21 protein-coding genes, 1 tRNA gene and 1 pseudogene are annotated in these 23,696 nt (G+C 62.9%); 14 read left to right on the plus strand and 9 right to left on the minus strand.

The window, feature by feature from the left end:
• Window positions 1-7 precede the first annotated feature (7 nt).
• The 7 genes from galU (at window position 8) to ABT053_RS16585 (ending at window position 5,114) form a co-directional block, all read left to right on the plus strand.
• Entirely contained in the window at window positions 8-907 is a 900-nt protein-coding gene (gene galU / locus ABT053_RS16555) for a UTP--glucose-1-phosphate uridylyltransferase GalU (RefSeq protein ID WP_350969877.1), read from the plus strand.
• A 5-nt stretch (window positions 908-912) separates the two neighbouring features.
• Window positions 913-2,100 (plus strand): molybdotransferase-like divisome protein Glp, encoded by a 1,188-nt coding sequence (gene glp / locus ABT053_RS16560; RefSeq protein WP_350970009.1) that lies wholly within the window; start codon window positions 913-915, stop codon window positions 2,098-2,100.
• Between the two features lie 23 nt (window positions 2,101-2,123).
• On the plus strand, window positions 2,124-2,636 hold the full coding sequence (gene moaC / locus ABT053_RS16565) for a cyclic pyranopterin monophosphate synthase MoaC (protein WP_350969878.1): 513 nt from the start codon (window positions 2,124-2,126) through the stop codon (window positions 2,634-2,636).
• A 320-nt stretch (window positions 2,637-2,956) separates the two neighbouring features.
• Complete coding sequence (locus ABT053_RS16570) at window positions 2,957-3,430, plus strand: MogA/MoaB family molybdenum cofactor biosynthesis protein (RefSeq protein WP_350969879.1); 474 nt, start codon at window positions 2,957-2,959, stop codon at window positions 3,428-3,430.
• A gap of 55 nt (window positions 3,431-3,485) precedes the next feature.
• On the plus strand, window positions 3,486-4,130 hold the full coding sequence (locus ABT053_RS16575; protein WP_350969880.1) for a GNAT family N-acetyltransferase: 645 nt from the start codon (window positions 3,486-3,488) through the stop codon (window positions 4,128-4,130).
• Window positions 4,131-4,254: 124 nt separating this feature from the next.
• The gene (sepX, locus tag ABT053_RS16580) at window positions 4,255-4,983 is read left to right on the plus strand and encodes a divisome protein SepX/GlpR (RefSeq protein ID WP_350969881.1); all 729 of its coding nucleotides are present in this window, start codon (window positions 4,255-4,257) and stop codon (window positions 4,981-4,983) included.
• 57 nt (window positions 4,984-5,040) lie between these two features.
• Window positions 5,041-5,114, plus strand: a tRNA-Ala gene (locus tag ABT053_RS16585).
• 244 nt (window positions 5,115-5,358) lie between these two features.
• Here the strand turns inward: ABT053_RS16585 and ABT053_RS16590 are convergent.
• Both ABT053_RS16590 and ABT053_RS16595 read right to left on the minus strand, forming a co-directional pair.
• Window positions 5,359-7,008, minus strand: coding sequence for a hypothetical protein (locus ABT053_RS16590; protein WP_350969882.1), 1,650 nt, complete (start codon window positions 7,006-7,008; stop codon window positions 5,359-5,361).
• Window positions 7,009-7,148: 140 nt separating this feature from the next.
• Window positions 7,149-8,072: a site-specific integrase gene (locus ABT053_RS16595; RefSeq protein ID WP_350969883.1), complete on the minus strand. Its 924-nt coding sequence runs from the start codon at window positions 8,070-8,072 to the stop codon at window positions 7,149-7,151.
• 111 nt (window positions 8,073-8,183) lie between these two features.
• Here ABT053_RS16595 and ABT053_RS16600 point away from each other — a divergent pair, with 111 nt between their 5' ends.
• Window positions 8,184-8,459, plus strand: coding sequence for a helix-turn-helix domain-containing protein (locus ABT053_RS16600; RefSeq protein ID WP_350969884.1), 276 nt, complete (start codon window positions 8,184-8,186; stop codon window positions 8,457-8,459).
• A 252-nt stretch (window positions 8,460-8,711) separates the two neighbouring features.
• Here the strand turns inward: ABT053_RS16600 and ABT053_RS16605 are convergent, their stop codons facing one another.
• The gene (locus tag ABT053_RS16605) at window positions 8,712-9,200 is read right to left on the minus strand and encodes a hypothetical protein (RefSeq protein ID WP_350969885.1); all 489 of its coding nucleotides are present in this window, start codon (window positions 9,198-9,200) and stop codon (window positions 8,712-8,714) included.
• 217 nt (window positions 9,201-9,417) lie between these two features.
• On the opposite strand from ABT053_RS16605, the gene ABT053_RS16610 reads away from it, so the two are divergent.
• On the plus strand, window positions 9,418-9,936 hold the full coding sequence (locus ABT053_RS16610; RefSeq protein WP_350969886.1) for a hypothetical protein: 519 nt from the start codon (window positions 9,418-9,420) through the stop codon (window positions 9,934-9,936).
• Between the two features lie 142 nt (window positions 9,937-10,078).
• Here ABT053_RS16610 and ABT053_RS16615 read toward each other — a convergent pair whose 3' ends face one another.
• From ABT053_RS16615 to ABT053_RS16635, 5 genes and pseudogenes are all read right to left on the minus strand, one after another.
• Window positions 10,079-12,016, minus strand: a complete 1,938-nt coding sequence (locus tag ABT053_RS16615) for a UvrD-helicase domain-containing protein (protein WP_350969887.1) — start codon at window positions 12,014-12,016, stop codon at window positions 10,079-10,081.
• Window positions 12,013-14,184: an ATP-dependent nuclease gene (locus ABT053_RS16620; protein WP_350969888.1), complete on the minus strand. Its 2,172-nt coding sequence runs from the start codon at window positions 14,182-14,184 to the stop codon at window positions 12,013-12,015. Before ABT053_RS16620 ends, ABT053_RS16615 begins: the two co-directional genes overlap by 4 nt.
• A gap of 523 nt (window positions 14,185-14,707) precedes the next feature.
• A pseudogene (locus ABT053_RS16625) lies at window positions 14,708-15,468 on the minus strand (transposase); the annotation flags it as partial.
• A gap of 87 nt (window positions 15,469-15,555) precedes the next feature.
• Window positions 15,556-16,515, minus strand: a complete 960-nt coding sequence (locus tag ABT053_RS16630) for a hypothetical protein (RefSeq protein WP_350969889.1) — start codon at window positions 16,513-16,515, stop codon at window positions 15,556-15,558.
• Window positions 16,516-16,744: 229 nt separating this feature from the next.
• Window positions 16,745-17,014 (minus strand): DNA/RNA helicase domain-containing protein, encoded by a 270-nt coding sequence (locus ABT053_RS16635; protein ID WP_350969890.1) that lies wholly within the window; start codon window positions 17,012-17,014, stop codon window positions 16,745-16,747.
• Here ABT053_RS16635 and ABT053_RS16640 point away from each other — a divergent pair.
• Complete coding sequence (locus ABT053_RS16640) at window positions 17,006-18,166, plus strand: CHAT domain-containing protein (RefSeq protein WP_350969891.1); 1,161 nt, start codon at window positions 17,006-17,008, stop codon at window positions 18,164-18,166. The genes ABT053_RS16635 and ABT053_RS16640 overlap by 9 nt on opposite strands.
• Window positions 18,167-18,220: 54 nt before the next feature.
• On the opposite strand, the gene ABT053_RS16645 is transcribed toward ABT053_RS16640, so the two are convergent.
• On the minus strand, window positions 18,221-18,499 hold the full coding sequence (locus ABT053_RS16645; RefSeq protein WP_350969892.1) for a transposase: 279 nt from the start codon (window positions 18,497-18,499) through the stop codon (window positions 18,221-18,223).
• A 248-nt stretch (window positions 18,500-18,747) separates the two neighbouring features.
• On the opposite strand from ABT053_RS16645, the gene ABT053_RS16650 reads away from it, so the two are divergent.
• The 4 genes from ABT053_RS16650 to ABT053_RS16665 all read left to right on the plus strand — a co-directional run bounded on the left by ABT053_RS16650 (window position 18,748) and on the right by ABT053_RS16665 (window position 23,275).
• The gene (locus ABT053_RS16650; RefSeq protein WP_350969893.1) at window positions 18,748-19,020 is read left to right on the plus strand and encodes a helix-turn-helix transcriptional regulator; all 273 of its coding nucleotides are present in this window, start codon (window positions 18,748-18,750) and stop codon (window positions 19,018-19,020) included.
• A 424-nt stretch (window positions 19,021-19,444) separates the two neighbouring features.
• Window positions 19,445-20,173, plus strand: coding sequence for an NUDIX hydrolase (locus ABT053_RS16655; RefSeq protein WP_350969894.1), 729 nt, complete (start codon window positions 19,445-19,447; stop codon window positions 20,171-20,173).
• Between the two features lies 1 nt (window position 20,174).
• Entirely contained in the window at window positions 20,175-21,335 is a 1,161-nt protein-coding gene (locus tag ABT053_RS16660; RefSeq protein ID WP_350969895.1) for a 5'-methylthioadenosine/S-adenosylhomocysteine nucleosidase, read from the plus strand.
• Window positions 21,332-23,275 carry a hypothetical protein gene (locus ABT053_RS16665; RefSeq protein ID WP_350969896.1) on the plus strand — a complete coding sequence of 648 codons (1,944 nt, stop codon included), beginning with the start codon at window positions 21,332-21,334 and terminating at the stop codon, window positions 23,273-23,275. Before ABT053_RS16660 ends, ABT053_RS16665 begins: the two co-directional genes overlap by 4 nt.
• Window positions 23,276-23,696 lie beyond the last annotated feature (421 nt).

The raw sequence follows: 23,696 nt of genomic DNA on the forward strand, positions 1-23,696 counted from the left end.
TTTCGTTATGGCCGACTTCGAAGCTGTGACGAAAGCAGTCGTTCCCGCGGCGGGTATGGGCACCCGTTTTCTTCCGGCGACCAAGGCGACCCCCAAGGAGATGTTGCCCATCGTCGACAAGCCCGCGATCCAGTATGTCGTCGAGGAGGCCGTCTCCGCCGGGCTGCTCGACGTTCTCATGGTCACCGGTAAGAACAAGCGTTCCATCGAGGATCACTTCGACCGGGCCCACGAGCTCGAGGAGATCCTGGTCGCCAAGGGCGACGACGAGCGCCTCTCCCAGGTGCGGGAGCCCTCCGACCTGGCCATCCTGCACTACGTACGGCAGGGCACGCCTCGCGGCCTCGGCCACGCCGTCCTGTGCGCCAAGCAGCACGTTGGCGACCACCCCTTCGCCTGCCTGCTCGGCGACGACCTCATCGACCCCCGCGACGAGCTCCTCAAGCGCATGATCGAGGTGCGAGGCACGCACGGCGGCAGCGTCATCGCGCTGATGGAGGTCCCCCAGGAGCAGGTCTCCCTGTACGGCTGCGCCGCCATCGAGGCCACCGCCGAGGACGACGTGGTCAGGGTGACCGACCTGGTGGAGAAGCCTCCCGCCGACGAGGCCCCGTCCAACTGGGCCATCATCGGCCGCTACGTGATCGACCCGGCCGTCTTCGAGGTCCTGGAGAACACCCCTCCGGGACGGGGCGACGAGATCCAGCTCACCGACGCGCTCCGCACCCTCGCCGGACGCGGCACCGACCAGGGCGGCCCGGTGCACGGCGTGCTGTTCAGGGGGCGTCGCTACGACACCGGCAACAAGCTCGACTACCTGCGCACGGTGGTGCAGTTCGCCGCCGAGCGTCCCGACCTGGCGCCCGAGTTCATGCCCTGGCTCAAGGAGTTCCTGGCCTCGCGATGAGCTCCATGAAATCGGTCGACGACCACCTCTCCGACATCCTCCGCACCGTGCGGGTGCTCGCCCCGCTGGAGCTGGAGCTGGAACGAGCGCTGGGCACCACGCTGGCCGAGGAGGTCACGGCCCCGGTCGCGATGCCGCCCTTCGACAACTCGGCGATGGACGGCTACGCCGTGCGGGCCGAGGACGTCGCGGACGCCCCGGTGACGCTGCCGGTGGTCGACGACATCGCGGCCGGGGACGGCCGGTTGCAGGCGATCGGTCCCGGCATGACGATGCGGATCATGACCGGGGCCCCGCTGCCCGCCGGGGCCGACGCGGTGGTCCCGGTCGAGTGGACCGACGGCGGCACCGCGCGGGTCGCGATCGGCCGCCCGGCGGTGAAGGGCAACGCCATCCGCAGGTCCGGGGAGGACGTGCGGGCGGGCGACGTCGTCCTGCCCGCGGGGACCCCGATCGGTCCCGCGCAACTCGGCGTGCTGGCGGGTGTCGGCCGCCGCAGGGTTCTCGTACGGCCCCGTCCGCGGGTGGTCGTGATCTCCACCGGGGCCGAGCTGGTCGAGCCCGGCCTGCCCCTGGGGGCCGGACAGATCTGGGAGTCCAACAGTTTCGCCCTGGTCGCCGGCGTCCGCGAGGCGGGCGGCGACGGCTACCGGGCGGGGATCGTCGGCGACGACGCCGCGGGGTTCCTCGACCAGCTCGACGCGCAGCTGCTGCGGGCCGACCTCGTGATCACCAGCGGTGGTGTCTCGATGGGCGCGTACGAGCCGGTCAAGGAGGCCCTCGGCCCGCTCGGGACGGTCCGGTTCGAACGGGTCGCCATGCAGCCGGGCATGCCCCAGGGCTTCGGCGTGGTCGGCGAGGACCAGATACCGATCTTCGCGTTGCCCGGCAACCCGGTCTCGTCGTTCGTGTCGTTCGTCCTGTTCGTCCGTCCGGCGCTGCGCAAGATGCAGGGTCTGCCCGACGGGCCCACGCCGACCGTGCGGGCGGTCACCACCGGCCCGCTCCGCTCGCCCGAGGGCAGGCGCTCCTACCTGCGCGGGGTGCTCGGCCCCGGCGGTACGGTCGGCCCGGTGCGCAGGCAGGGTTCCCACCAGCTCGCCGCCCTGGCCGCGGCCGACGCCCTGATCGTGGTGCCCGAGGACGTCACCGAGCTGCCCGAGGGCACGGACGTGGAGGTCATCCCCCTGTGAGCCCTGCGAACCCTGCGAATTCTGTGAACCCTGCGAACTCTGCGAACGACCGGGACAACGGCGAGGCGGCCGGATTCACCCACCTCGACGAGACCGGCGCGGCGCGCATGGTGGACGTCTCGGCCAAGGACGTCTCCCTGCGTACGGCGACCGCCACCGGCAGGGTGCTGCTGTCCGCCGAGGCCGTGGCGCTGCTGCGGTCGGGGGAGGTCCCCAAGGGCGACGCGATCGGCACCGCGCGGATCGCCGGGATCATGGGCGCCAAGCGGACCCCCGACCTGATCCCGCTCTGCCACCCCATCGCGCTGCACGGGGTCAAGGTCGAGCTGACCGTGGCCGACGAGGGGGTGGAGATCACGGCCCGGGTCAAGACCGCCGACCGTACCGGCGTCGAGATGGAGGCGCTGACCGCGGTATCGGTCGCGGCGCTCGCCCTAATCGACATGGTCAAGGCGGTCGACCCGGCGGCCGTGATCACCGACGTCCGCGTCGAGGAGAAGACCGGCGGCAAGACGGGCACCTGGACCCGCCCCTGACATCCCGTCCCGAGATATCTCACCCCTGGATATCCCGTCCCCGGATATCCCGCTCCGGGATATCCGGTCCTGTCGGGAGCATCCCGTCACGACGACCCCTGATCTTCGAGAGACCGGATCCCCGAAGACCGGCTCCTCAGGAGGCCGGGCCCCCGGGAGAGCGGTTCCTCAACAGACCGGGTCCTCAACAGACCGGGTCCTCAACAGACCGGGTCCTCACACGGACCGGGTCCTCACACAGACCAGTTCCTCAAGAGACCCGGTTCCAAGAGACCTGGTTTCAAGAGACCGGGCCCCCGAGACCCTGGGAGGATGACCCCATGAGAGCTCTGGTGATCACCGCCTCCAACCGGGCCGCCGCCGGGACGTACGAGGACACGTCGGGGAAGCTGCTGGCCGAGCTGCTGGCGGCGGCCGGGTGTGACGTGGACGGCCCGGAGGTGGTTCCCGACGGCGAGCCGGTCGAGGCGGCGCTGCGGTCCGGGGTCGCCGAGGGGTACGACGTGATCGTCACCACCGGCGGCACCGGCCTGACCCCGGCGGACCTCACCCCGGAGATGACCCGGAGGGTGATCGACAGGGAGGTTCCCGGCATCGCCGAGGCCATCCGCCACGTGAACCGGGACAGGGTGCCCACCTCCATCCTGTCCCGCGGGCTCGCCGGGCAGGCCGGCCGTACGTTGATCGTCAACCTGCCGGGTTCCTCGGGAGGGGTGCGCGACGGCATGGGCGTGCTGTCTCCCGTGCTCAGGCACGCCGTGGACCAGATCAGGGGAGGGGATCACCCCCGTTGATCCGCCTCCCTCCCTTCCATGGCACGGCGGGCCTTCTTCGGGAGATGATGAGGATGTGGATCGACTTCGTGGCTGGCCGGTGACCCTTACGGAAGGCCCGGTAGGACTTCGGCCGCTGCGGCTGCGGGACGTGCGCGTCTGGCGGGAATCGCGGCTGCGCAACGCGAACTGGCTCCGTCCCTGGGAACCGAGCAACCCCGAGACCCCCCTCTTCAAGACCGGCCTCGGTCCCTACATCTCCATGGCCGGGACCCTCCGCAGGGAGGCCAGGCAGGGGCTCGCGTTGCCGTGGGTCGTCACCTACGAGGGCGCCTTCGCCGGGCAGCTCACCGTCGGGGCCATCGTCTGGGGCTCCGCCAGGTCGGCCCAGATCGGTTACTGGGTGGACGGCGCGCTGGCCGGTCGCGGGATCACCCCCACCGCGGTCGCCATGGCCGTCGACCACTGTTTCTTCACCACCGGCCTGCACCGCGTGGAGGCCAATATCCGGCCGGAGAATCATGCGAGCCGCAGAGTGGTTGAAAAGCTGGGATTCAGGGAAGAAGGGGTCAGACGTCGGCACCTGCACATCGACGGTGCCTGGCGCGACCACATCTGTTACGCGCTCACGGTCGAAGACGCGCCGAGGGGGTTGCTCGTACGGTGGCGGCGGGCCCGTGAGGCGGCCGCCCACGGTGGCACTCCGCATGAAGAGGTTTGAAGATCTCGCGACACACCGCATCGAATGCTCGTCAAATAGTGACACGCGGTCTTACGGTGCGTGACATGAGCAGATTGAAGGCGCCGGGAGACCACGCGCGTCTTCATGCTGCCCGGAGGTGGCCGTGAGCAGCGGTGTCGTTCTCTATTTGGCCATCGTCGTCATGTGGCTGTGCGTGCTCGTGCCCATGTGGCTGCACCGCGACCGCAACACCCTGTCCGAGAACCACAAGGACATCGAGCCGTACGCCTACGACGAGCGGGTGATCGACGAGGACTCCGCCGAGACCCTCACCGAGCCCCTGCCCGTCACCTCCGACGACCTGCCCGCGTCCCCGGGTTCTTCCGGGGAGCCAGGGGGGTCCGGAGAGCCCGGGGAGGTCTCGCCGAACGTTCAGGCGGCCTCGGAAACCGCGAGCGAGGCCCAGCCCGCCCGGCCCCCGGCAGGAAAGCCCGCGACCGGTAGGGCCGTGTTGTCCGAGCGTCGCCGCGCGGAGCTCCGCCGCCGGGGCAAGCAGGTGGCCAAGCGCAGGCGCCTCACGCTCTGGTGCGTGCTGCTCCTGCTCGCCTCCGTGGTGACCGCCGCCGTCCAGGTCATCCCCTGGTGGGGCGTGGCGCCCTCAGTGGTGCTCCTGGGGGCCTACACGGCCGTTCTGAGGGTCACGGTCCAGATCGACGCCGAGCGGCGCGAAGCCATCGCCAGGGCCCACGCGGAACGTGCCAAGCGCGCCCGCCGCCGTGCTGCCCTCATGGAGGCCCAGCGCCCCGTGGCCGAGATCATCGACCTGGCCGCACACCGCGACGAGATCTTCGACCAGTACGCGGAGACCCCCCGCCGCGCGGTCGGCGACTGACCCGCGCTCCGGATGGCGCGAGTGCCCCCGGAAGTTTGCTAATCTAGTCCACGTCTTGGGGATGTAGCGCAGTCCGGTAGCGCACTTCGTTCGCATCGAAGGGGTCAGGGGTTCGAATCCCCTCATCTCCACAGGGGGCCGTTCTCGAAACGGCTGCATTGAAGGTGACGGGATCCCGTCTGATCATCGCGATCAGGCGGGATCTTGTCGTTTCAGGGATTTCCGAATCGGGTTCGTGCTGGTTTGGAAGCTGCAGAGCAGGTGCCCGGGAAGGTCTAGGTGGTGTCAGACCGCTGGTCGAGGACCGAGTTCGCGTCGTTGGGCATGGCGAAGCCGACGCCGAGCTGGGTGCGACAGGGGGATCTGAATTGCGGCTCATGGGATGGGTGGCGGCCTGCTCCGATCCGGGGGTGGCATGCGGTCGGCCTGCTCTGCTGTGATTTCGAGGACGTCGGCCGAGGTGTCGGACCCGTCTGGAGGCTGCTGGGTGTGGCGCCACTGGTCGAGGAAGTGGTCGTTGGCGACCGTGACGAGCAATGCGACCAGGATGGTTTGGGCGACGCGTCCGTGGGCGAGCCGGTTCTTGGGATCGCCGAGGTCGAGGTCGTGTCCCTTGAGCCGGCCGTTGATGCCTTCGGTGTTGGCGCGGACAGACTTGTAGGTCCCGATCCAGGCGGGACTGAGGTAGGCCAGGTCCTGGCGGAACTGGTCGAGGTGGCCGAGGTCGTCTTTGCCCAGGGTGATGGTGTGCTGGCGGCAGATCTTCGGCAGTTCGCCGGCCTTCAGGTCGGGCTGTGGGGGCAGAACGCGGGGCTTTGCCGCGAGGTGAGCCGCTCGCTGTCGGGCGTCGGTCAGGTCGACCGCGGCAGGCCGGAGCGGCCCGCGCTGGTGGAGGCGGTCGAAGCGGGGGCAGGTGAGCGATGGAGAGGTGCCTGCTGCCGGGCACTGGAAGCGGATGGCGCCGTCTGCATTCGCGTTCTGTTTGAGACGCAGCAAGTACGGCTCTCGCGCGGTGATCAACGCGGTGAGTTCTTCCGATGGTCTGCGGATGGCGGCGTCGTCCAGGCCGGTGGTGGCGGTGGCGAGCCGGTCAGGCATCAGCGGGCAGGCCAGGGAGCCGTCGATGAGCAGCGCGCCGTGGGCGCTGCCCTGCACTCCTCGCTGATCCACTTTGTAATCGAGGGCGAGCCGGTAGCCGAGTTCGCGTGCGGGTTGGGCGAAGTGGGCGGGTTGTTGGTCGGTGTAGGCGCGGTCGACGACGGCGAAGGCGGTAGGGAAGCCGAGCGCGACCAGGGGTTTCAAGGTGGTGATGGCGCCTGCGCCGATGCGTTTGTGTGGGGTGTCGAGGACCAGGCCGAGCGCCAGTTGCGGGAAGGAACCGAGAACCGAGCGGGTGCGGGCTGCGACAGTGAGGGTGGCGCTGTAGCCGTACTCGGGTGGGCCGGCCCCGGCGGAGTGGTGCCAGCCTGCGGTGATCTCGGTGGAGGCGATCAGTTCGCCGGTGGAGCGGCGAGTTCGGGGTGGGCGGGCGAAGACCGGGGCGGCGGTGGTGTCGATGCCGACGTCACCGCGAAAGCCTGCCAGGTGGCCGCGGCCTTTGCCCCAGCGGACCGGGGTGAGCACGAGCGCGGTGACGAGGTCTTGCAGCAGGTCCCGCTTGCGGGTGTGGCCGGGATCGTCGTCTTCCCAGGCGGCGGCGAGCAGATCGGCCTGGTGCTGGGGCAGGCGGGTGCGGCGGTCGTGCCGGGCCGGATCGAGGAGGCTGGTGAGCCGGTCGAAGGCGCGGTAGAAACGCCGGTTGTCGGCCAGGCAGGCGTGCGGATCGTCGGCAGGTGGCCGGTCGGCGTCCAGTCCCAGATGCTCCCGGGCGGTCGGGGACAGACAGAAGGCGGCCAGCCGCCAGGCTTCGGCCAGGGTGGCTTTGCCGCTGTGGTGGATCGAGACCATCAGGCAGACGAGTACCGCCCGGATCGGCATTCCCGCCGGTCCAGGGCGTGGGCCGAGCTCGTCGTCGATCAACGTCATGATGCCGGAGTCATCCAGCAGCCGGGCGTAGTGGCCGATGACGGCGTCGGGGATCTGTGCCGTCTGCTTGGTGGGAGACCGTGGGCGGGTGGTTCGGGCTCGGGTGGTGCGCGGCGGCCAGGCGCGTGGCTTCGCCGTACTCACCTGCCGCGGCCGCGCAGCAGCGCGACCGCGGTGAGCTCGTCCAGGGCGGGGACGAAATGCTGGTAACGGGCCAGCGCGGAGGCGCTCATCCCGGCTGCAGCAGCCACCACGCCCACGTCGATCCGCGCGCTCAGCAACTCGACGATCCAGGAAGAGCGCAGTCGGCGCACCGAAAGCGCGGGCAGGCCGCCGGTCGGCCGGTGGCGGGCCGTCCAGGAGCTGAACAGGTTCTTGGCACGCTGGGAGGCACGCCCGGGCCGGAAGACGAAGGCGTCGCCGGGCCGGTCCGTGGCTTGAGCGAGGATGTCCTCCCAGGCAACGCGGCAGACGATCAACCGCTCGGTGCCGGGGACGGTGACCACGATCGCGCCGGAGTCCAGGCGACGCAGGTGCCCGGTTCGGACGGCGGCGACTTCCCCAGAGGTCAGACCGCAGCCGAAGGCAAGTGCCATCAATGCCAGTGCGTCGCCTCTGGCCTGGCCGTGCAGGTGTTCGGCCCAGCCGCGAAGGCGGCTGAGCTGGGCCGGCGAGTACGGCGGGCTGACCTTCTTGGGGGCCTTCATCGGTGGCGGCGTCTGTTCGCCGCGTTCCAGCCAGGCCAGGGTGGCGCGCATGTGCCGCAGCCAGCTGCGGTAGGTCTGCGCCGAACTCGGGGCCAGGTCGGTGCAGCCGGTCAGGACGAACGCGTCGATCGTCTCGTGTCGCAGCCACACTTCCGGGTCATCCGGCAGGCCGGAGCGGTGGCACCACACGGCCAGGCGGGTGGTCGCGGTGAGCAGCCGTTCCACCCGGTAGGGGGAGCGCTCAGCGCTGGCGGCGACCAGCATCCGCACATGCCCGCAGATGTGGTCCCACTCCGGTGGAGCGTTCTGCGGCCGGTAGCTGGTGATCTTTGCCGAGGTCGCGGTATCGAGGGTCACACCCCATCCATAGCGGCAGAACAACCTGCCGTTACGCAGAGCGACGACATCCACCGAAAGGATCTGTTTGTTATGGTCGGAGGACGCGCGCGCTCTCGCTCTCCCCGGGAGTTGGCCGAGGACCCGGAGAACTGGCCCCACGCGGACTTGTCCGGCCATCCTGCCGCCCTCGCCGTTCAGGCCATCGCCGCCGCTCTGCAGAACGTGATGGCCGAGCAGAGGCTGAGTTTCCGCCGCCTGGCTGAGGTATCTGGGGTGAACCGGCAGACCGTCAACGACGTGGCCGTCGGCCGTTGCTGGCCCGATGTGGCCACCATCGCCCAGTTGGAGGCGGGATTGGGCATCCGGTTGTGGCCTGATCCGCCCATCAGGCCGAAGAGAAGCTGACTCGGGACGAGCTCGGTTTCGCCCTGGTGAGGGCATCGTCGGTCCTTCCCGCCCGCGACCCTGCCGATGGCAGGGCAGGCGAAATCCGGGCTCGACGTCTCCCCAAGACACCTCGTTCAGGTTACTCTCGGGAATGCGGGAGCCACTGTCGGTTAGTCCTGCTGGGCGCTCACGCAACCCGGGTGCCGCCGAGGGCCTAATCTCGGCGGCACCAATTTGTTCACGGCAGGGGCCGTGATCACATATCGGCGGTCAAACGGCCTCCCAGCTGGGCGCGTGCCCGTTGATATTGGGGGCGAGCGCATAAAGCCCATCCGCTTCGCGCCGTAGCCAGCCGTCGCTCACCAGCCGCTGCAGCCGGGAGCGCATCCCCTCCACTTGTGAGCGGGTATCCGGCTTGCCGATGGCTTGTGCGATCTCCCGCGCCCGCATGGGCTTCTCGGCTGTGGCCAGAAGCGCCACCACCTGCCGCCGGAAGCCCCGTAAGGGCGGTAGGCGTGGCAGCTCGTCAGTGAGATCGCTATGGGCCGAGCCGGACGGCTCCTCGATGACCACGCCGTCGTCTGCGGCCGTATCGGTTTCGCTGGGCTCGTCGTCGGCGAACTCCGTCAGAGTCTCACGGGTGATTGCCAGCCGGCGCAGTTGCTCTTCGATGGCGGCCAGTTGCGCTCGTAGTTCGTCCGCCTGCTGCCGTGCGGTCGCCTCGGCTTGAGTCACACGTTCCAACAGTGACATCGCCATCGCCTCCCAGGGGAGAAGCAGTCATAGCCGCCTGCCGCATTCACGCCATGCGACCAACCACTCCACACTGTAAACGGTGCAGCACTGGCAGTCACTAGCACACTTCAAGATCCTTCCTTATCGGCACTGTGGGAAGCTCGGCGAAGCCTTCAAGGGGTACCGGGCAGGTATGCCTGAGTAGTTGCCCTGTTGTGCGCGCCGAGCCAGGATCGCTCGCGTGAGCGTCTTCTGTGAGTACTACCGAGCTGCGGATCGGGCGGCGGCGATGGTTCAGCCGGACCTTTCCCGGGTGATCGACGATCCTGAGTACGGAGTCGCCGGGTTCGACGCCGTGGAAACCAAATGGATCGACCCTCAGGTGATCCTGGGTCAGCTCGTGGCGTTCATCGGCGATGTCGACTTCTCCTTCGACCTGGTCGACGCGGTGCCCCTGTATCCCTCGTATCCCGATCCGGCCCCGCAGACCGACGAGGAGTGGGACGCCCTGCCTGAGGACTCCCCCTACCTGGGTGGGGCGGCCATCTACGAGTTGCCGGTGAACGCGCGTGACACCCTCGCCGACGCGGACGACTCATCCCTGCCCGCGGTGGCGGAACGCTGGACGACGATCGAAGAGTTCTCTTTCTCCTCCTCGGACGACAGGGAGTACCTGCTGTCCCTAGTCAGGGACCTTGTCGGGCTCGCTCGCCGTGCAAAGGAGCAGGACCAACTGCTCTACTGCTGGATGTTCGTCTGACCGAGATAGTCACCGGAAGAGTTCGGTTTCCAGACCGGAGACCTTTGTTAGGAGATCCAACCGGACAGCCTGCTGCTTCTTACCCAGGCCTACTCACTAGTACCTTTAACGACGAAGTGTTGCGAGCACCGATTAAATCGACCTAGTCCATGCGATTCTGAAAAAATTGTACAGCACCTTGTTGCTGGCTATTCTCATCGGCGATGTCGTCTATGGTGAGCACTTTGGCTTCTGCCGATATGCCTGACTGCTCAATGGCAGTTTTGGCGACTGCGGGATCACTTGCAAAAATTACGACGGCGAGTGAGTTAATTGCTCTCGAAACACAAACGTAGAACAGCCTGCGCGTCCGCCCCAAGACAGAATCTTTTCCGCTATCCACATTTTTAATGTCTGTATCGGATAATTCTCTAATCCCTAAAAGCTTCTCGTATGAGTAAAGACTGTAGTTTGCTTCCATGTCGTCTAGCACAACAATGACTTTGGGGAACTCGGCACCCTTAGTGCCATGCTGAGTGGAGTAGGGAGATTGCTCGTCGATGTATTCACAGTAGGGTCGAACTTCCGCGATATCACACGCCATGAAAGAATCAAGGACCTCAACGGTTGTCGACGGCAACGCAGTGGGCTCATCTGTTTCATCGGGATAGAGATACGAATGGAACCTCGGGTCGGCGCTGACTAAGCCCTCTTGGATCACCAACTCCAGCGCGTTTCTCACGGAGCCAGGTCCGCCAGAATCCATGATTCGACGGAGACGAAGGACGGCCTCTCGTGCGATAGCGAGTCTGTCTTTGAAGGACTGATGAGTGACGTCAGAGGAAAGAACTGTGCTGTGCTGTCGAAGAATCCTGATGATCGAAGGAGACTTGATGGACACCGCATTGGAGATAGGAATTATGACTTCCCTGAATGGCCGGAGGGGCCACGCACTTCCCTCTTCAAATCCTAGTTTCAAGCTCTTGGAGTTGCTGTCATGAAACGCCTTATATAGTTCTTCAAACCCCATTTCCTTTGCAACCATGCGGTGCACGATCATCAAGATCTTTGCGCCATCCGCACTTCCCTTTGTGTCACTGGCCCAGCTCCCAGATGTGCTATGAACACTTAGCCATTCTCGAACACGTTTTAATTGGCTGTTCCGCTCACAATCAGCTGGTAGGACGAAGAAAAACGCTTCTCCTTCCGGCTGTTTTTCCCTGTCAAGACCTGAGATCTGTACTAAACCGTCGGCCTGGAACCTTACCTGATTAATGACTTCGAGCACTCTCCTGGAGCTCCGGAAATTTTCCGGCTTTTCAATTGTTCTCCAGTCAGGCTCAGGCGAAATAGGGCCGACGCTGCGTTGATAAATCTGCTGCATCGGATCTCCGAAGAACCCGAGGCAAACCGAGTTTTTCGCCTGAGTGCCGATGCTCTTGAGCGCTTCAATCACTTCCGGGAAAGTATCCTGGCTCTCGTCGACAAATATATAGGGATATTTTTTAGCGATAATCCGCCGAAATAGCTTACTCTCCTTGATTACCTCAGGGGTCATGCGGATGATGTCTTCGTGGCCCAGAACACCTTTCGTGTAGTCACTCCCGACTCCGTAAGAGAACTTCTTAATCGAAGGGATAATTTCCAGTTGAGATTGGAGTTTATGCAGAGAAGAGAGATCTTTCTCGATGGTTGTGTTCTTGGTTCTCGAAGAATAACTTTTCTGCTTTTCGATAATCTGCTGAATCTCTCGTTCTAGATGTCTCTGGACCCATGCCGAGATATCGCGATGGAAGCCCTTAATCAGAGACCATAAAAAACTATGAATGGTGGAAACAAAGATGAGTGGGCTGTTGCCCACGTCTGAATGGATCTCCTTGGCCGCAACTTCCGTATACGTGATACAGGCGACCTGCTGGGTTCGGGCGCTTAAGCGCGATCCATGTTTGGCGACGATATGGCTGAGTGCTTTAACAAGGGATGTGGTCTTTCCCGAGCCAGCCCCTGCGATCATGATAAAGCATTGAAGGGGTTCTGCGTCCAGCAGTTCTTTGAGTTCGCTATCGGCATCAGTATCAGGTGCATGGATACGGCGCGTCATCTGGGTTCCTCAAGGTCAAGTGAGCTCGGAGGAGGTACCTCCTTGGCTGGAAGCATTTGATCACTAAGCCAATTCAGGCCATCGAGGATGTACTGCGGAGGCTTCCACTCTTTGTCCTGTTCAGCGATAAGAGCGAGTGCGAACCTCGTCTTGTCGAGGTTCCTGACTTTTTCGTAGATATTCTTGTGTAAATCTTGGAGGCTAAGCTTATCGGATCCCCGAACTTGTAGCCCAATGGACGATTTTGCCTGCTCCTGCGTCCAGTCTAGGTTTTCGAGAGCGAATGCCTCTTCGAGAGTTCTACCAGCGAGATCGGCTTTCTCGCCGTTCCAGACTGCGGATTGCCGAGTCTGGTAGGCGACTCGAATTTTCCCAGACCCTCCGTTTTCAATATGGACGATTTTCCGACTGTCATCAAGGTCTAGCAATTCCTCGATCGAAGTCTCTTCGCGGAACCAGTGCTTGAGCGTCTCATTCGACGTGACTGCACCTGATTCAGTCGTCATGCAGGCTTTAGCGTTTTTCTCTAGCTTGCCTTCCTTATTCGGTTCTCGTGATGCCGAAACGCTGTCGAGGTCAGTGATCACAAGGGTAGTAATCTCCAGGAATTCCAGCAACTCTTGAAACACGTGAGCGAATGCACCGCCGACTTCGAGTATCGTGAGATGACATTTCTTCAGCTCGGAGATATGTTGTTCGATTACGAGCGGCAACAGGAGGCGCTCTACGTTTCCCTCGACCAGGATTGCGGCATCTGCAAAGAAGAGATCGCAGTGCGTTAGTTTGAGGTATTGTTGCAGGAATTTTCGTGTCGGATCCTCTCCGCCACCATAGAAGATTGAGAGGTCTTTGACATCGCTGAAATTTGATGAGTTGTTTCGTCTCTCGCGACAGAAGTATCTAATCGACCGGAAGTTTCTCTCATACAGGACATGAGAGGAATGCGTCGTTACAACCATCTGTGTATGGAACCCGGATTTCGCTTCAGGTAGCATTCCAATCACCCTGCTGATGAATATCTGCTGCAGTTGTGCATGTAGATGGGCTTCAGGTTCCTCAATTATGATGAGGTGCACCGGTGGGCGTTCGTCGCCCGTGTTCTCCCACGCGAGATGAAAGTCGAAGATTTCGACGGCCATGTAGATCAGATTTTTGTAACCAAGTCCGTTATATAGATCAGGAAGAGCTAGTGACGTTCTTGAAGATTCGTTGCCGCTGGCGCCCGGAAGTGAGTAGTGAACTCTGGCGCTTGTGCTCAGAATGTTTTGTATATCGAAAGAAGCTTTGACCATGAGTCCAGGATTGACTGAACCCGGGTAGCCCAAATGGTCTATACTTTTCAAAATTGATTCGAAGGCCTGCTCAAGGTGCTGGTTTAGTGCGGATTCTGACCCGGCGATTGCCTCAAGAGCATCCAGGCCGGCCTCAAATTTCTGCAAGTTTCGCTGATAATATCTACTGAGCCTTCGGGAAAGATCTTCCGAACGGCCGTGCGATTCCGAGTCTGCTAGATGTCGCTGAGCATGGAGAAAGTCGACTCTGATAAGTTTGCTCACAATAGAGCTGACGCTAGACGATCCTGTAGCGAGATAGTGTGGTTCGTAGCCGGGCTTCGGGAGCAAGTCATTATCAAATTCTCGGCTATCCAGAATATAGCACTGCATCTCGTACTCATTGAGAAGTCGTTTGCTTAGATAGTCGGTAAGACTGCGGGGCCACGGCTCGTAGACGGCCTCCACCTTCTCATCAGATTTCTTTCGATCTTTGCGTGCTTCTTGATAGTTTTGGATCAGTGATCGAGGGTCTTTGGGGGCGTAAGCCATACGTACACCGATGGGTTCACCGTCCCAGTCCAGCCCAGGCATGAGATCCATTACTCGATGAATATTTTCGTCGTCTACTTCGAGCCATATGTCAAAACTAATCTCGGGTAAAACCTGAGGGTCTTCATTGACGGGATCGAAGCTATCGAAGACCTCCCAGCAATAAGCGGAGAAGTCATATATTTGAAAGCGTGCTTTCGGGTCCAGGAAGCGTTGAAACACATGCGTTGCGGATGTCTTGCCGCTGTTATTTGCTCCAACAAAGACCGTTGCTTCCTTGTCTAGGTCTATCCTTACGCTTCTAAGGCGACGGAAATTTTCTACCCGAAACGATTTGATGTGCACCGAAGTCATCCCTTCTGTTTCACTGCCGACACCTCTTGGCACGTTCCAGAAACATGCGGCTCGCACGCTGCACCAAGATCGATGCACGCTGAGGCGATCTACGGCTACAGGGTGCGGCATGGTGATGGCACCTCGGCACCCTGTGGCGAGTTCGGTTCTTCTACTGGTGAGTGTTGGTCAGGTTAACCGAAGAGTGGCAGATGGGGGAGTCGATTCATGGATGTATGCGTCTGTGCAGTGTTGCTGTCGGTGTTACTGGGGCAACATTCTCAACAGGTCTCATGGCTGGGGGCTGACGGGTGGCGATCTTGTATCTGTCTCGGATGCTGCTCTCTTCGCTATCGGCTGGCGATCTGATCTGCACACACGTAGGAAAGGGTCATCCTTTATGAGGTATTTCGGATAGATTATTAAGGCTTCCGTGTGCGCACTCCTGAACGCAGCGGTGCACAGGGACTGTGCGGTTTTCGGCTCTGTCTCGTAATCGGTGGTAGCGCTGGGTGATGGTCACGGGAAGAGGGGGGTGGCGAAGGGGGTCGAATTCGGCGCGGCCGTGCATCTGTCTCATGATCCTTTTCGTGCGGGTGTTGACGCCTTCGGTCCAGCCGTTGTGGAGAGGCAGGGGGAGAGCGGCATTGATGACTGCGCGGTCGAGCTCTAGTCCATTGGCGAAGCCGTGCAGGTGAGGTAGGTCGGCAGCGCGTGTGGCGTTGATCCACGCGGTGAGCTAGGTGTCGTTTCCGACGGCGGGGATGAGCAGCTCAGCGAAGGGGTGGATGAGACGAGCCAGTGGGGTCAGTTCGGGATATGCGGCGGTGAGATCCTGCAACAGGTGGCTGTTGGCGTCGCATAGCCGGTCAGGGGCTGTGAGTAAGAGCCGGGTGAAATGGCGGGCAGTGATGACGGGCTGGTCGCCTTTGGCTCGGCCCGGGGCGAGGTAGCGGTAGAGGAGGCTGAGGTTGCCGGTGTAGCCGAGTTCCTTGATCTCATGGAACAGCCGCATCACCGGGACGGCCGCGTCCTCAGCGCGGCGGGCGCGCAGGTGGTCGCGGTAGGGGGCGACGCGGGTCTGTCGGTAGCGCGGAGCACGGCGGACTTCGTCGGGCTCGCTTCTGCGGGCGTAGCGTTGGACGGTGTTCAGAGACACGTCGAGTCGGCGGGCGCATTCCAGCAAGCCAACCCTCTTGCCGAGGAGGTCGTGAACCTGCTGCCAGCGCTCGAGGGTGGTCTGCTCGCGGACGCCCCCGGACGGGGCGGGTTGACCACCGCCCAGCAGAAGTTATGAACTGCTCCGGGATCAGTGGAGGCTCCATCAGACCCGGAGCGATTCATACTTTCGCTGGCCTTCGCAGGTGGCCAGCCCCAGCCTCCTCAGGAAACGGCGGCCTGGAGATCGGCCCAAAGCGTGCGGAGGTTGCTGGTGACGGTCGCACCCGGCGGGCTGTGCTTGCTCGCCTGGTTAGCGAGGTGAGCGAACTTGTTGTCGGCGACGACGAAGTCCGCATAGCCGGCCGCGCAGATGGCGTACATCAGGTCGTTGAGGTCGTTACGTTTCCATGAGTCGTTCGAGTCGCGAAAGCGCAGGTGGGTAATTTCCGTAACCCGTGCAATGAACGGCATCACGCTGAACACGCTTAGGACACTGTTGGCACTCATCGTGGCCGCAAAGTCCTCTGGAGACAGACCGAGGTCGTGCGCGATCATGGAGATCTCCACGCGTAGATCGCCCAGCGTCCAGGCTGCTGCGACCTGGCGAGGATCCCGTTCCGCAGGGTGCTCTGCGAGATACGTCTGGAACTCCTGGTGGGAACGGGCCCATCCTTCGATGACTACGTCAGCCTGCTTGTTCTGCTCTGAGCTCTGGGTCTCATGGCGCAAGGCGAAGTTCCAGGTGTCGCGCCATACCAGTGCGTCTACCAGCCGCTGGGCGTCCTCTGTCAGCTCTGGATCTGCTGAGTGGAACGGCTCGAACTGAGAAGAGAGGAAAGGTGTCCCGGGCTGTCGGCTGAACACCTCGACATCGGCGGCTTCACCACTCAGTACAGCGGCTATCTCCGCGGCTCGTACGTCGACAGGGTGGCTCATGTGCCAGCCGTGGTAGGCCTCGAGCATCGTGTCGGCCAGTTCTGCGCGTCGTTGCCCTCCGCCGGCGCGCGCCGTCTCGACCAGGTGTGCCACAGATAGCGGGAGGCGAATCTCCTGCTTGGCTGCCATCTTCCATAATGCGTCCGCCGCCGTGAGCTCATCGGGATGCTGCACTTTGTGCCGTGCGTGCCGAGCGCGCGCCAGGGTGATCCAGTGGTTCTGGTCGAGATAGATGATCGGTGGCAATGCGTGTCCTGGGGGAGTGTGAGCGGGTGGGATGAGGCGAGGTATGGCGGCTGCCTCAGGCGGTTCAGGACTGGAGAGTCTGATCGGCTGCGGCGATGCTGCATATAGCAGCCTCAGCATGCGTCCTATGAGGGGATGTCAACCTTGAAGGTACGGTGCGGTGCCAGGCGAAGTACTTCTCGTGCTCCGTGGTGCACCACGGCGTGGTGCGAGCCTATGCGCACATTGTTCATGAGGGTGCCGTCCTTGCGAGGGAGGACCAGGGCCAGCAGAAGCCGACCGCAATGCGCGCACTGCTGTTGGTCTCGGTGGCGCGGTTGTTGAGGAACTTCTTCATCGCCTCGGGGGCGACGTGCAGTTCGTAGTTCTCCAGTGGCCGCCACGGGCGGTAATTCTCCGGCACCAGACCGAGCAACTGCTTGACCCAGTGGGTGTGCTCTGGGTCGCCGCCGCAGTGAAACTGGCTGCGCAGGTCGATCTGCAGGCCCTCGTGCTTCATCGGCAAAAGGTTCGCTACGGGCACACGGAACTGTCGGGCCGGACCATCATGATGCTTGATAGCCGTGACGATGTGCAGGAGAAGCGAGTGTCGGAAAAACAGTATCGAGACCAGATCGACCGCTACACCAAGGAGCTTGCCGCGCTTCGCAAGGACGAGGCCGCAGCCAAAACGGCGGCGGGGAAAGCTCGCGCCAGCGCCGCCACCTCCCGGGCGAAGATCAAACCTACGACCAGCGCGTCGATGGCACGCTCTTACGAGAGCGCTGCCCAGCGTGCCGACAAGCAAGCCGCGGGAAGCGAAAAGAAAGCGGCCGATCTGGCAGGCAAAATTGCCGATCGTACGAAAAAACTCCACACAGCTGAGAGCGGCCTCGCTCGCGTCCAGCGCGCCACCACTCGTCGAGACGATCAAGCCTCGGCCAAGCAGCGCCGTGTCGAGCTCGATCACGCCCGTAAAGTTGCTCAACTGTCTCGGCCGGTGGTTCGCCACGTCCATGAGATCCGCAGCGTGCCGACACCCCAGATCGAAGAGCTTCGCCTGCTCTATCTAACCGCCAACCCCGATTCGGATCTGCGCGTCGATGCCGAGGTCGCTCAGGTCCAGCGCGCAGTACGAGGCGCTCTGCATCGGGACTCCGTGAAGATCAACCATCGCCCAGCCGCGGCTCCTGAAGACCTGCTGGATGGTCTCAACGATCTCAAGCCTCACGTCGTGCACTTTTCTGGCCACGGCGGTGCGGGAGCCATCGTGATGGACAACAGCAACGTCGACGACCCTCAAGCTCGTGACCTGACCTTTGATCGGCTAGGTCGAGCGCTCGACACTGCCGCTCCGCCGCCGGTGCTGCTAGTACTCAATGCCTGCGACACCGTCGAAGGCGCCGATGAGGACTTGCTGCCCATCGTGCCGGTGGTCATCGCTATGGCCTCCACGGTGCTCGACGCCACCGCAGCGGTCTTTGCCGCCCGCTTCTACGCCGCCATCGCGGCGGGAATATCCATCAAGAAGGCCTTTGACCAAGCAGTCCTCGGTGTAGAACTCGCCGGCCTCAGCGACGAGAGCTGGATGATCACTTTGGTGCATCGTGAGGATGTTGATCCGGCCGACACCGTTTTGGTACGCCTTCCTGTGGATACCCTCATGAGTTGACCCGCAGGCCAAGACGGTTGGGGCGCTGGCGGCATTCACCGCTGACCGCAGAAGTTAGAGGGCCATCTCCCTGGCGAAATAAGCAGCCGCCCTGCGGAGGGTCTCTTTCTCTGTCTTTAGTATGGCAACCTGTTCGCGCAGCTGAGCGAGTTCCTCACGTTCGGTGTGGGCCAGGTGAGCCTTAGCGTCTGGAGCGTTACGCACCCAGGTGCGCAACGTCTCGCGGTTCACGTTGAGCTCCCGTGCCACATCCGCACAGCTTCGACCCGTCGAACGAACCAGGTTCACCGCGTTTTTCTTGAACTCAACGCCGAACCTTGATGGGCGTGTCACCGGTTCTCCTCCACGGGGCAAGATTTACGGCCAGGGTGTCCACACCTGCGTAGGCCTCCAAGTCAACAGGTGATCAGTTGCGCGGAGGCAGTAGGCGGGAGCACGTTAGGGACCAAGCGAGAGATGTGATCAGAACGCTGGCTCGCCTGTCGTGCCCACCGCAAGCTACCGCGTCTGCCGTCACGCTGAGTGCTGTATACCAAGTTTGGTACGGACCTTGGCCGGGGCTGAGCACCAGCTTGGGGTTCGTGCCCTTTCCCTCTTCACGTCGACTCACTGAGCTGCGCATTCAATTCGGTCGTCGGCTCCGCGAGGTACGTGAGCAGCACGGGCTGACCCAGGAACGTTTGGGGGAACTGGCCGATGTTGATCGTAAGACGATCAACCGGATCGAGAACGGCATGTACAGTCCGTTACTAGACCAGATCTTCAAGATCTCTGACGCCCTCGAAGTGCCAGCGCGGGAGCTGTTTCCCGGCGCGGATGTGCACCGCGAAAGAGATCCTGCGTCAGACATATAGCTGAATCCCCTGCCGAGGCGAGGGCATCAGGAGCGGCACCTTCATGTCTGTGCTCGACCTGTCTGAAGTAGGGCGGGTGCGGTGCGGTAGCAGGTGGCCGGGGCGATCACCATCACGCGTACCGTGCTTCCAGTCAGTCCAGCACGGGCTTGCGAGTACGACCGGCGATTATCCGAGCAGGGTGCCGACGCCGGATAGATCGACGAAGTCGCTCTCTAATTGTTCGGTCCGCCTCCAGCACTCCGAGACCGGTTTCTTGATCCTGAGGGCATCCGACAGGTTCGTCGATGCCCGGCACCCTGGTGGCTCTGGTTCGGTCAGTAGAGCGTTAGGCATAACGGGCGAGGTGCGGCCAGGACGCGCGTCCAAAGGTGACAGCACACTGGCTTTTTTGTCATTAAGACAAAAAGCTAGGCTCGCGTGCATGACTGATGACGGATGGGAGCCGCCGCGCATCTTGCTCGCCATTGACCTGGTGATCTTGACGTTGCGTGAGTTGGAGCTGCACATACTGCTCGTCGAGCGCGGCATCGAGCCTTACAAAGGCGTCATGGCGCTGCCTGGCGGCTTCTTGCAGCACTCCGAAGAGGATCTCGTCGCTGCGGCCCATCGTGAACTGTCGGAGGAAGCCGAGCTGGACGTTGAGAAGCTACGACTGGAGCACTTGGGGGTGTACGGCGCCCCCGGTCGTGACCCGCGTGGGCGGGTGGTCTCTGTGGCTTACCTCGCGATCGCGCCACGGCTGCCGGAACCGATCGCCGGAACGGACGCGGCCAGCGCCAGATGGCAGTCGGTCGCGCGAGTGCTTTCCGGAGACCTGGAGCTCGCCTTCGACCATCGGCGGATTGTCACGGACGGCGTCGAGCGTGCCCGCGTCAAGCTGGAGCACACCGCCCTCGCCACGGCGTTCTGCGGGCCCACCTTTACGATCACGGACCTGCAGGAGGTGTACGAGGCGGTATGGGGGATCCCGCTGGATCCCCGCAACTTCTACCGCAAGGTCCAGAAGGCCGAAGGATTCATCGTCGACGTCGGTTCGGTGCGGAAGGCCGCTACCGGGCGACCGGCCCGGCTGTTCACGGCCGGCCCCTATGAAGTTCTGTACCCGCCGATGGTCCGGCCCTTCGAGTCGTCCAGCGAAAAGGAGCAGTGAAGTGAGCACCCCCCCGATCGTCATTCTTACGGCGCTGGATCTGGAGTACCAGGCGATCCGAGAGAAGCTGGTCGTTCCGCGTCTGCGCCGACACCCTCAGGGCACTCGTTTCGAGGTCGGTCGCCTCGCGGACGGCCGATGCCGGGTGGCCCTGGCCCACGTCGGCAAAGGCAACCATTCTGCGGCGGTGCTGGCCGAACGCGCCATCGCCGAGTTCAAGCCCGCCGCCCTGCTCTTCGTCGGTGTGGCCGGTGCCCTGCATTCCCACATCGCCTTGGGCGATGTGGTGATGGCCACGCACGTCTACGCGTTCCACGGAGGAACGAGCCAGGACGACGGGTTCTTGGGGCGGCCCCGGGTCTGGGAGACCTCGCACATCGCCGATCAGATCGCCCGACACATCAACCGTAGCCGTGCCTGGGGTCATGATCTTTCTCCTGGCCGCCCTTTTCCCGAAGTGCACTTCGGACCGATCGCCGCCGGCGAGGTGGTCCTGAATTCCAGGGTTTCCGCGCACGCTCGCTGGATCCGGGAGCACTACAACGACGCGCTGGCCATCGAAATGGAAGGCGCCGGTGTGGCCCAGGCCGGACAGCTGAACCGGGCACTGCCGGTGGTCGTGGTGCGGGGGATCAGCGACCGCGCGGACGGCAGCAAGGAAGTCACGGATCGAGAGGCATGGCAGCCGCGAGCGGTGGCCAACGCGGCGTCGTTCGCCGCGGCTCTGGCCGAAGCGCTGGCGGCCGACGAACAGCACGACGGTGAACCCAGGGCCACGGAACCGAAAGGGAGTTCGGCGATGCAGGAGACGACACGGAACATCGCGAAGGACAACGCGCGAGTGGGCGTGCAGGCCGGCACCGTTTACGGCGGTGTTCGCATCACCTCCGAGCCCGGCCAGCCCGCCGACCTGGCGGCGGCGCTCTCCGATTTTCGCGCTCAGCTCCAGCGGGCGCGGGCGGCCAGGCGGCTGGATGAGGACACCTACTCCGCAGCAGAGGCGGAACTCACCGTGGCCGAGGAGGCGCTGCGGTCGAACACGCCACAAAGCCGGAGCGCGCTGAGCTTGGCGCTCAAGAAGGTGCGCGGGCTCATCGCCGACGTGGCCGAACTGGCGGCGAACCTGTCGATCGTCATCGCCCTGGCCCAGGGGCTGTCGTGACAGTGCCAGAGGCCACACCGACGAACGTCGCCGCGGACTCCGCGTACGTCGCCATGCAGGCGGGCGTCGTGCACGGCGATGTCAACCAGTACACGACCTACGCGGATAGCCCGCCTGAGAAGAAGTTTCAGGCGGGCGTCCATATCCTTGACGGCGGCATGTCGAGCCGAGCCTGGCAGCTCATCCAAGAAGCCGTCGTAGGGGGATACAAGACCAACGAAGTCTGTTTCTACTGGCTGCTCGCTTTGGTGAGCGGGAGAACGCGGCATGGGCTGTCCAAGGAAGAGATGGCAGCGTTGCGGAACGAGCGGAACATATTCCGTCTCACGGACGACGACGAGTGGGTGAACGGCGTGAAAACCATTCGCCGTCTCCTGGCCTCGGCGGAAAAGAAGGACGCGGATACTCGCGTCCTGTTTAAGGAACTGGACGCACTCGGCGATCCCCAACGTGCCATGATCCTGCGTCACCTGGAACAATTCCTGGACGGTCCGATCGCCGAACAGATGTGGCACCGTACCCTGTCGCAGGCCAAGGATGAGCGAATGGCAGGCGACCGGGCGAACCGGATCTGGAAGTTCTTCGAACCCGCCCCGTCCAAGCCGCGAGAACGGGCAGTGCGACGGCCGGATACCCCCCTCAGGGTCTGTGTTCGCATCGTGATGGCGACGGCCGTCTTCCTTGCGGCCACGATCCACATCGGTTACGTGCTGGTCCAGGGAGGCAGGGTGTTCGCCCTCATGATCTGCTTAGCGAGCGCCGTCGGCGGATACTACGGCGCGCGCGAGGGCCTGGAGTGGCGCTTCCGTGTAGTGCGACGCCGTACGAAGGACATGGAGTACGGGCCGCCTTCGGCTCGCAGGACCAACACGCAGCCCGAGGGTTTCGCCAAAAGAGTGGATCAGCGATTTGATCACTACTTTGCCGTGTACGTCCCTCATGGCGTGCAGCGCGAGGTCTGGCTGGCTAAAACGGCAGGGATTCGCAGGAGCTTACGCGACGAACTGGTTGAGATCTACCGGGAGGAGAGGGTTGGGGTAGAGAGGATCAACTGGCTGATCAGGCACCGGGTCGACGATGTCCGGCGTCGTTGGCGGGAGGGCGTCCTGTGGAGCTACCGTGAGGAGCTTGCCACGCCCTTGTCCACCAAGGCCGGAGCGGTTCTCGGGCTTGCCGCTCTCGTAGGCGGTGGGGCCTGGGCAGTGAGTGATGCGGTGCTCGTCGCCCCTTTGGGCGCGTCCGGTTCGACGGTCCTCGTGCTGGCGAGTGGGTGGATCGGCGCCCGTGCCCTATTGGGCGTCCTCTTGGAGCGATGGCGGTTCGCGGCCGATGAGCGCGAGAGTGGCCGGACGTTGGACGGTGACTGGGAAGCCTTCAGGCGATGGCGGGCAAAGCTGGCGGATAAGCCCAAAGACCAGGAGATGGCCGTCTGGCTGGATTCCGACAGGAAAGTGCTGTTGGACGACGCTCTGAAGCACTACAGGCTGGTTATGAGCAACGTCGTCGCGCACGCCTTCATCGAAGCGCCTGCCCCCTCCACCAGGCGTGCACGAGTAAAGGACGGTCCTTGGCGCTACAGGAAGTATCGGCTCCTCGCTTTCCTTCTCACTGCGGACGGAGTACGCCAGCTCACCGTCGACCTCGATTTCACGGAAGGCGCATTCCACGTTCGGGAGCGGAGCAGCTACCGTTTCGACGCGGTCGCGGCCGTGCGGGTGGGCCAGGGGGACAACGACGAACGCACCTTTGAACTGGCTCTCGTCGACGGGCAGAAGATCAGCGTTCAAGTGATGAGCCCGGGAATGGAGATACTCCAAGAGGGAGAGGATCCCGGAACGGTGTCCGAGGTGACACTAGATGCTTCGGGACTTCATCAAACCCTGCACGTTTTGGAGGGGATCGCCGCAGAAGGGAAAGAATGGATTAGATACGAACGCTGACATAGAGAGCCCGCACGAATAGTCTCGCAGCCGCCTGCGAGAAATACCATTGTGTTTCTGCGGAAAATTCCCTTTCATGAGTAATCTACGCACATCAGGCCACCGTGCTACGCGTGTCCGACAAAGCAGATCAACCCACCTGAGTGAACCGCGCCGGGTTGTGTGGAGACTTTGATGTGCGCCCAGCTATTCAATCTGATTCTTAAGGCGTGTTGCCAGCGCATAATCAGATTGGATGGCCAATGTCAAGTGATAGGTGAGTGATTTGCATCACTCCGAAATCATGTTTATTTTATTTGTTACTTATGTAGATCTTGCTTGATGGAACGGTGCATGTATACCGTTCTGCTCGTCTATCGAGTTGCATGCTCCGAACCGCAATTTTCATCCCTTGTGTGGGCTTCCTCTGGGATGAATAACG

This window comes from Streptosporangium sp. NPDC002524, from assembly GCF_040295985.1.
Lineage (GTDB): Bacteria > Actinomycetota > Actinomycetes > Streptosporangiales > Streptosporangiaceae > Streptosporangium.

Excerpts from the sequence above, each read along its gene's own strand:
- ABT053_RS16605 (WP_350969885.1), bottom strand. The coding sequence starts at position 9,200 with ATGGCGATGTCACTGTTGGAACGTGTGACTCAAGCCGAGGCGACCGCA.
- ABT053_RS16655 (WP_350969894.1), top strand. The coding sequence starts at position 19,445 with ATGACTGATGACGGATGGGAGCCGCCGCGCATCTTGCTCGCCATTGAC.
- galU (WP_350969877.1), top strand. The coding sequence starts at position 8 with ATGGCCGACTTCGAAGCTGTGACGAAAGCAGTCGTTCCCGCGGCGGGT.
- ABT053_RS16615 (WP_350969887.1), bottom strand. The coding sequence starts at position 12,016 with ATGACGCGCCGTATCCATGCACCTGATACTGATGCCGATAGCGAACTC.
- glp (WP_350970009.1), top strand. The coding sequence starts at position 913 with ATGAAATCGGTCGACGACCACCTCTCCGACATCCTCCGCACCGTGCGG.
- ABT053_RS16590 (WP_350969882.1), bottom strand. The coding sequence starts at position 7,008 with ATGACGTTGATCGACGACGAGCTCGGCCCACGCCCTGGACCGGCGGGA.
- ABT053_RS16570 (WP_350969879.1), top strand. The coding sequence starts at position 2,957 with ATGAGAGCTCTGGTGATCACCGCCTCCAACCGGGCCGCCGCCGGGACG.
- ABT053_RS16635 (WP_350969890.1), bottom strand. The coding sequence starts at position 17,014 with ATGAAGCACGAGGGCCTGCAGATCGACCTGCGCAGCCAGTTTCACTGC.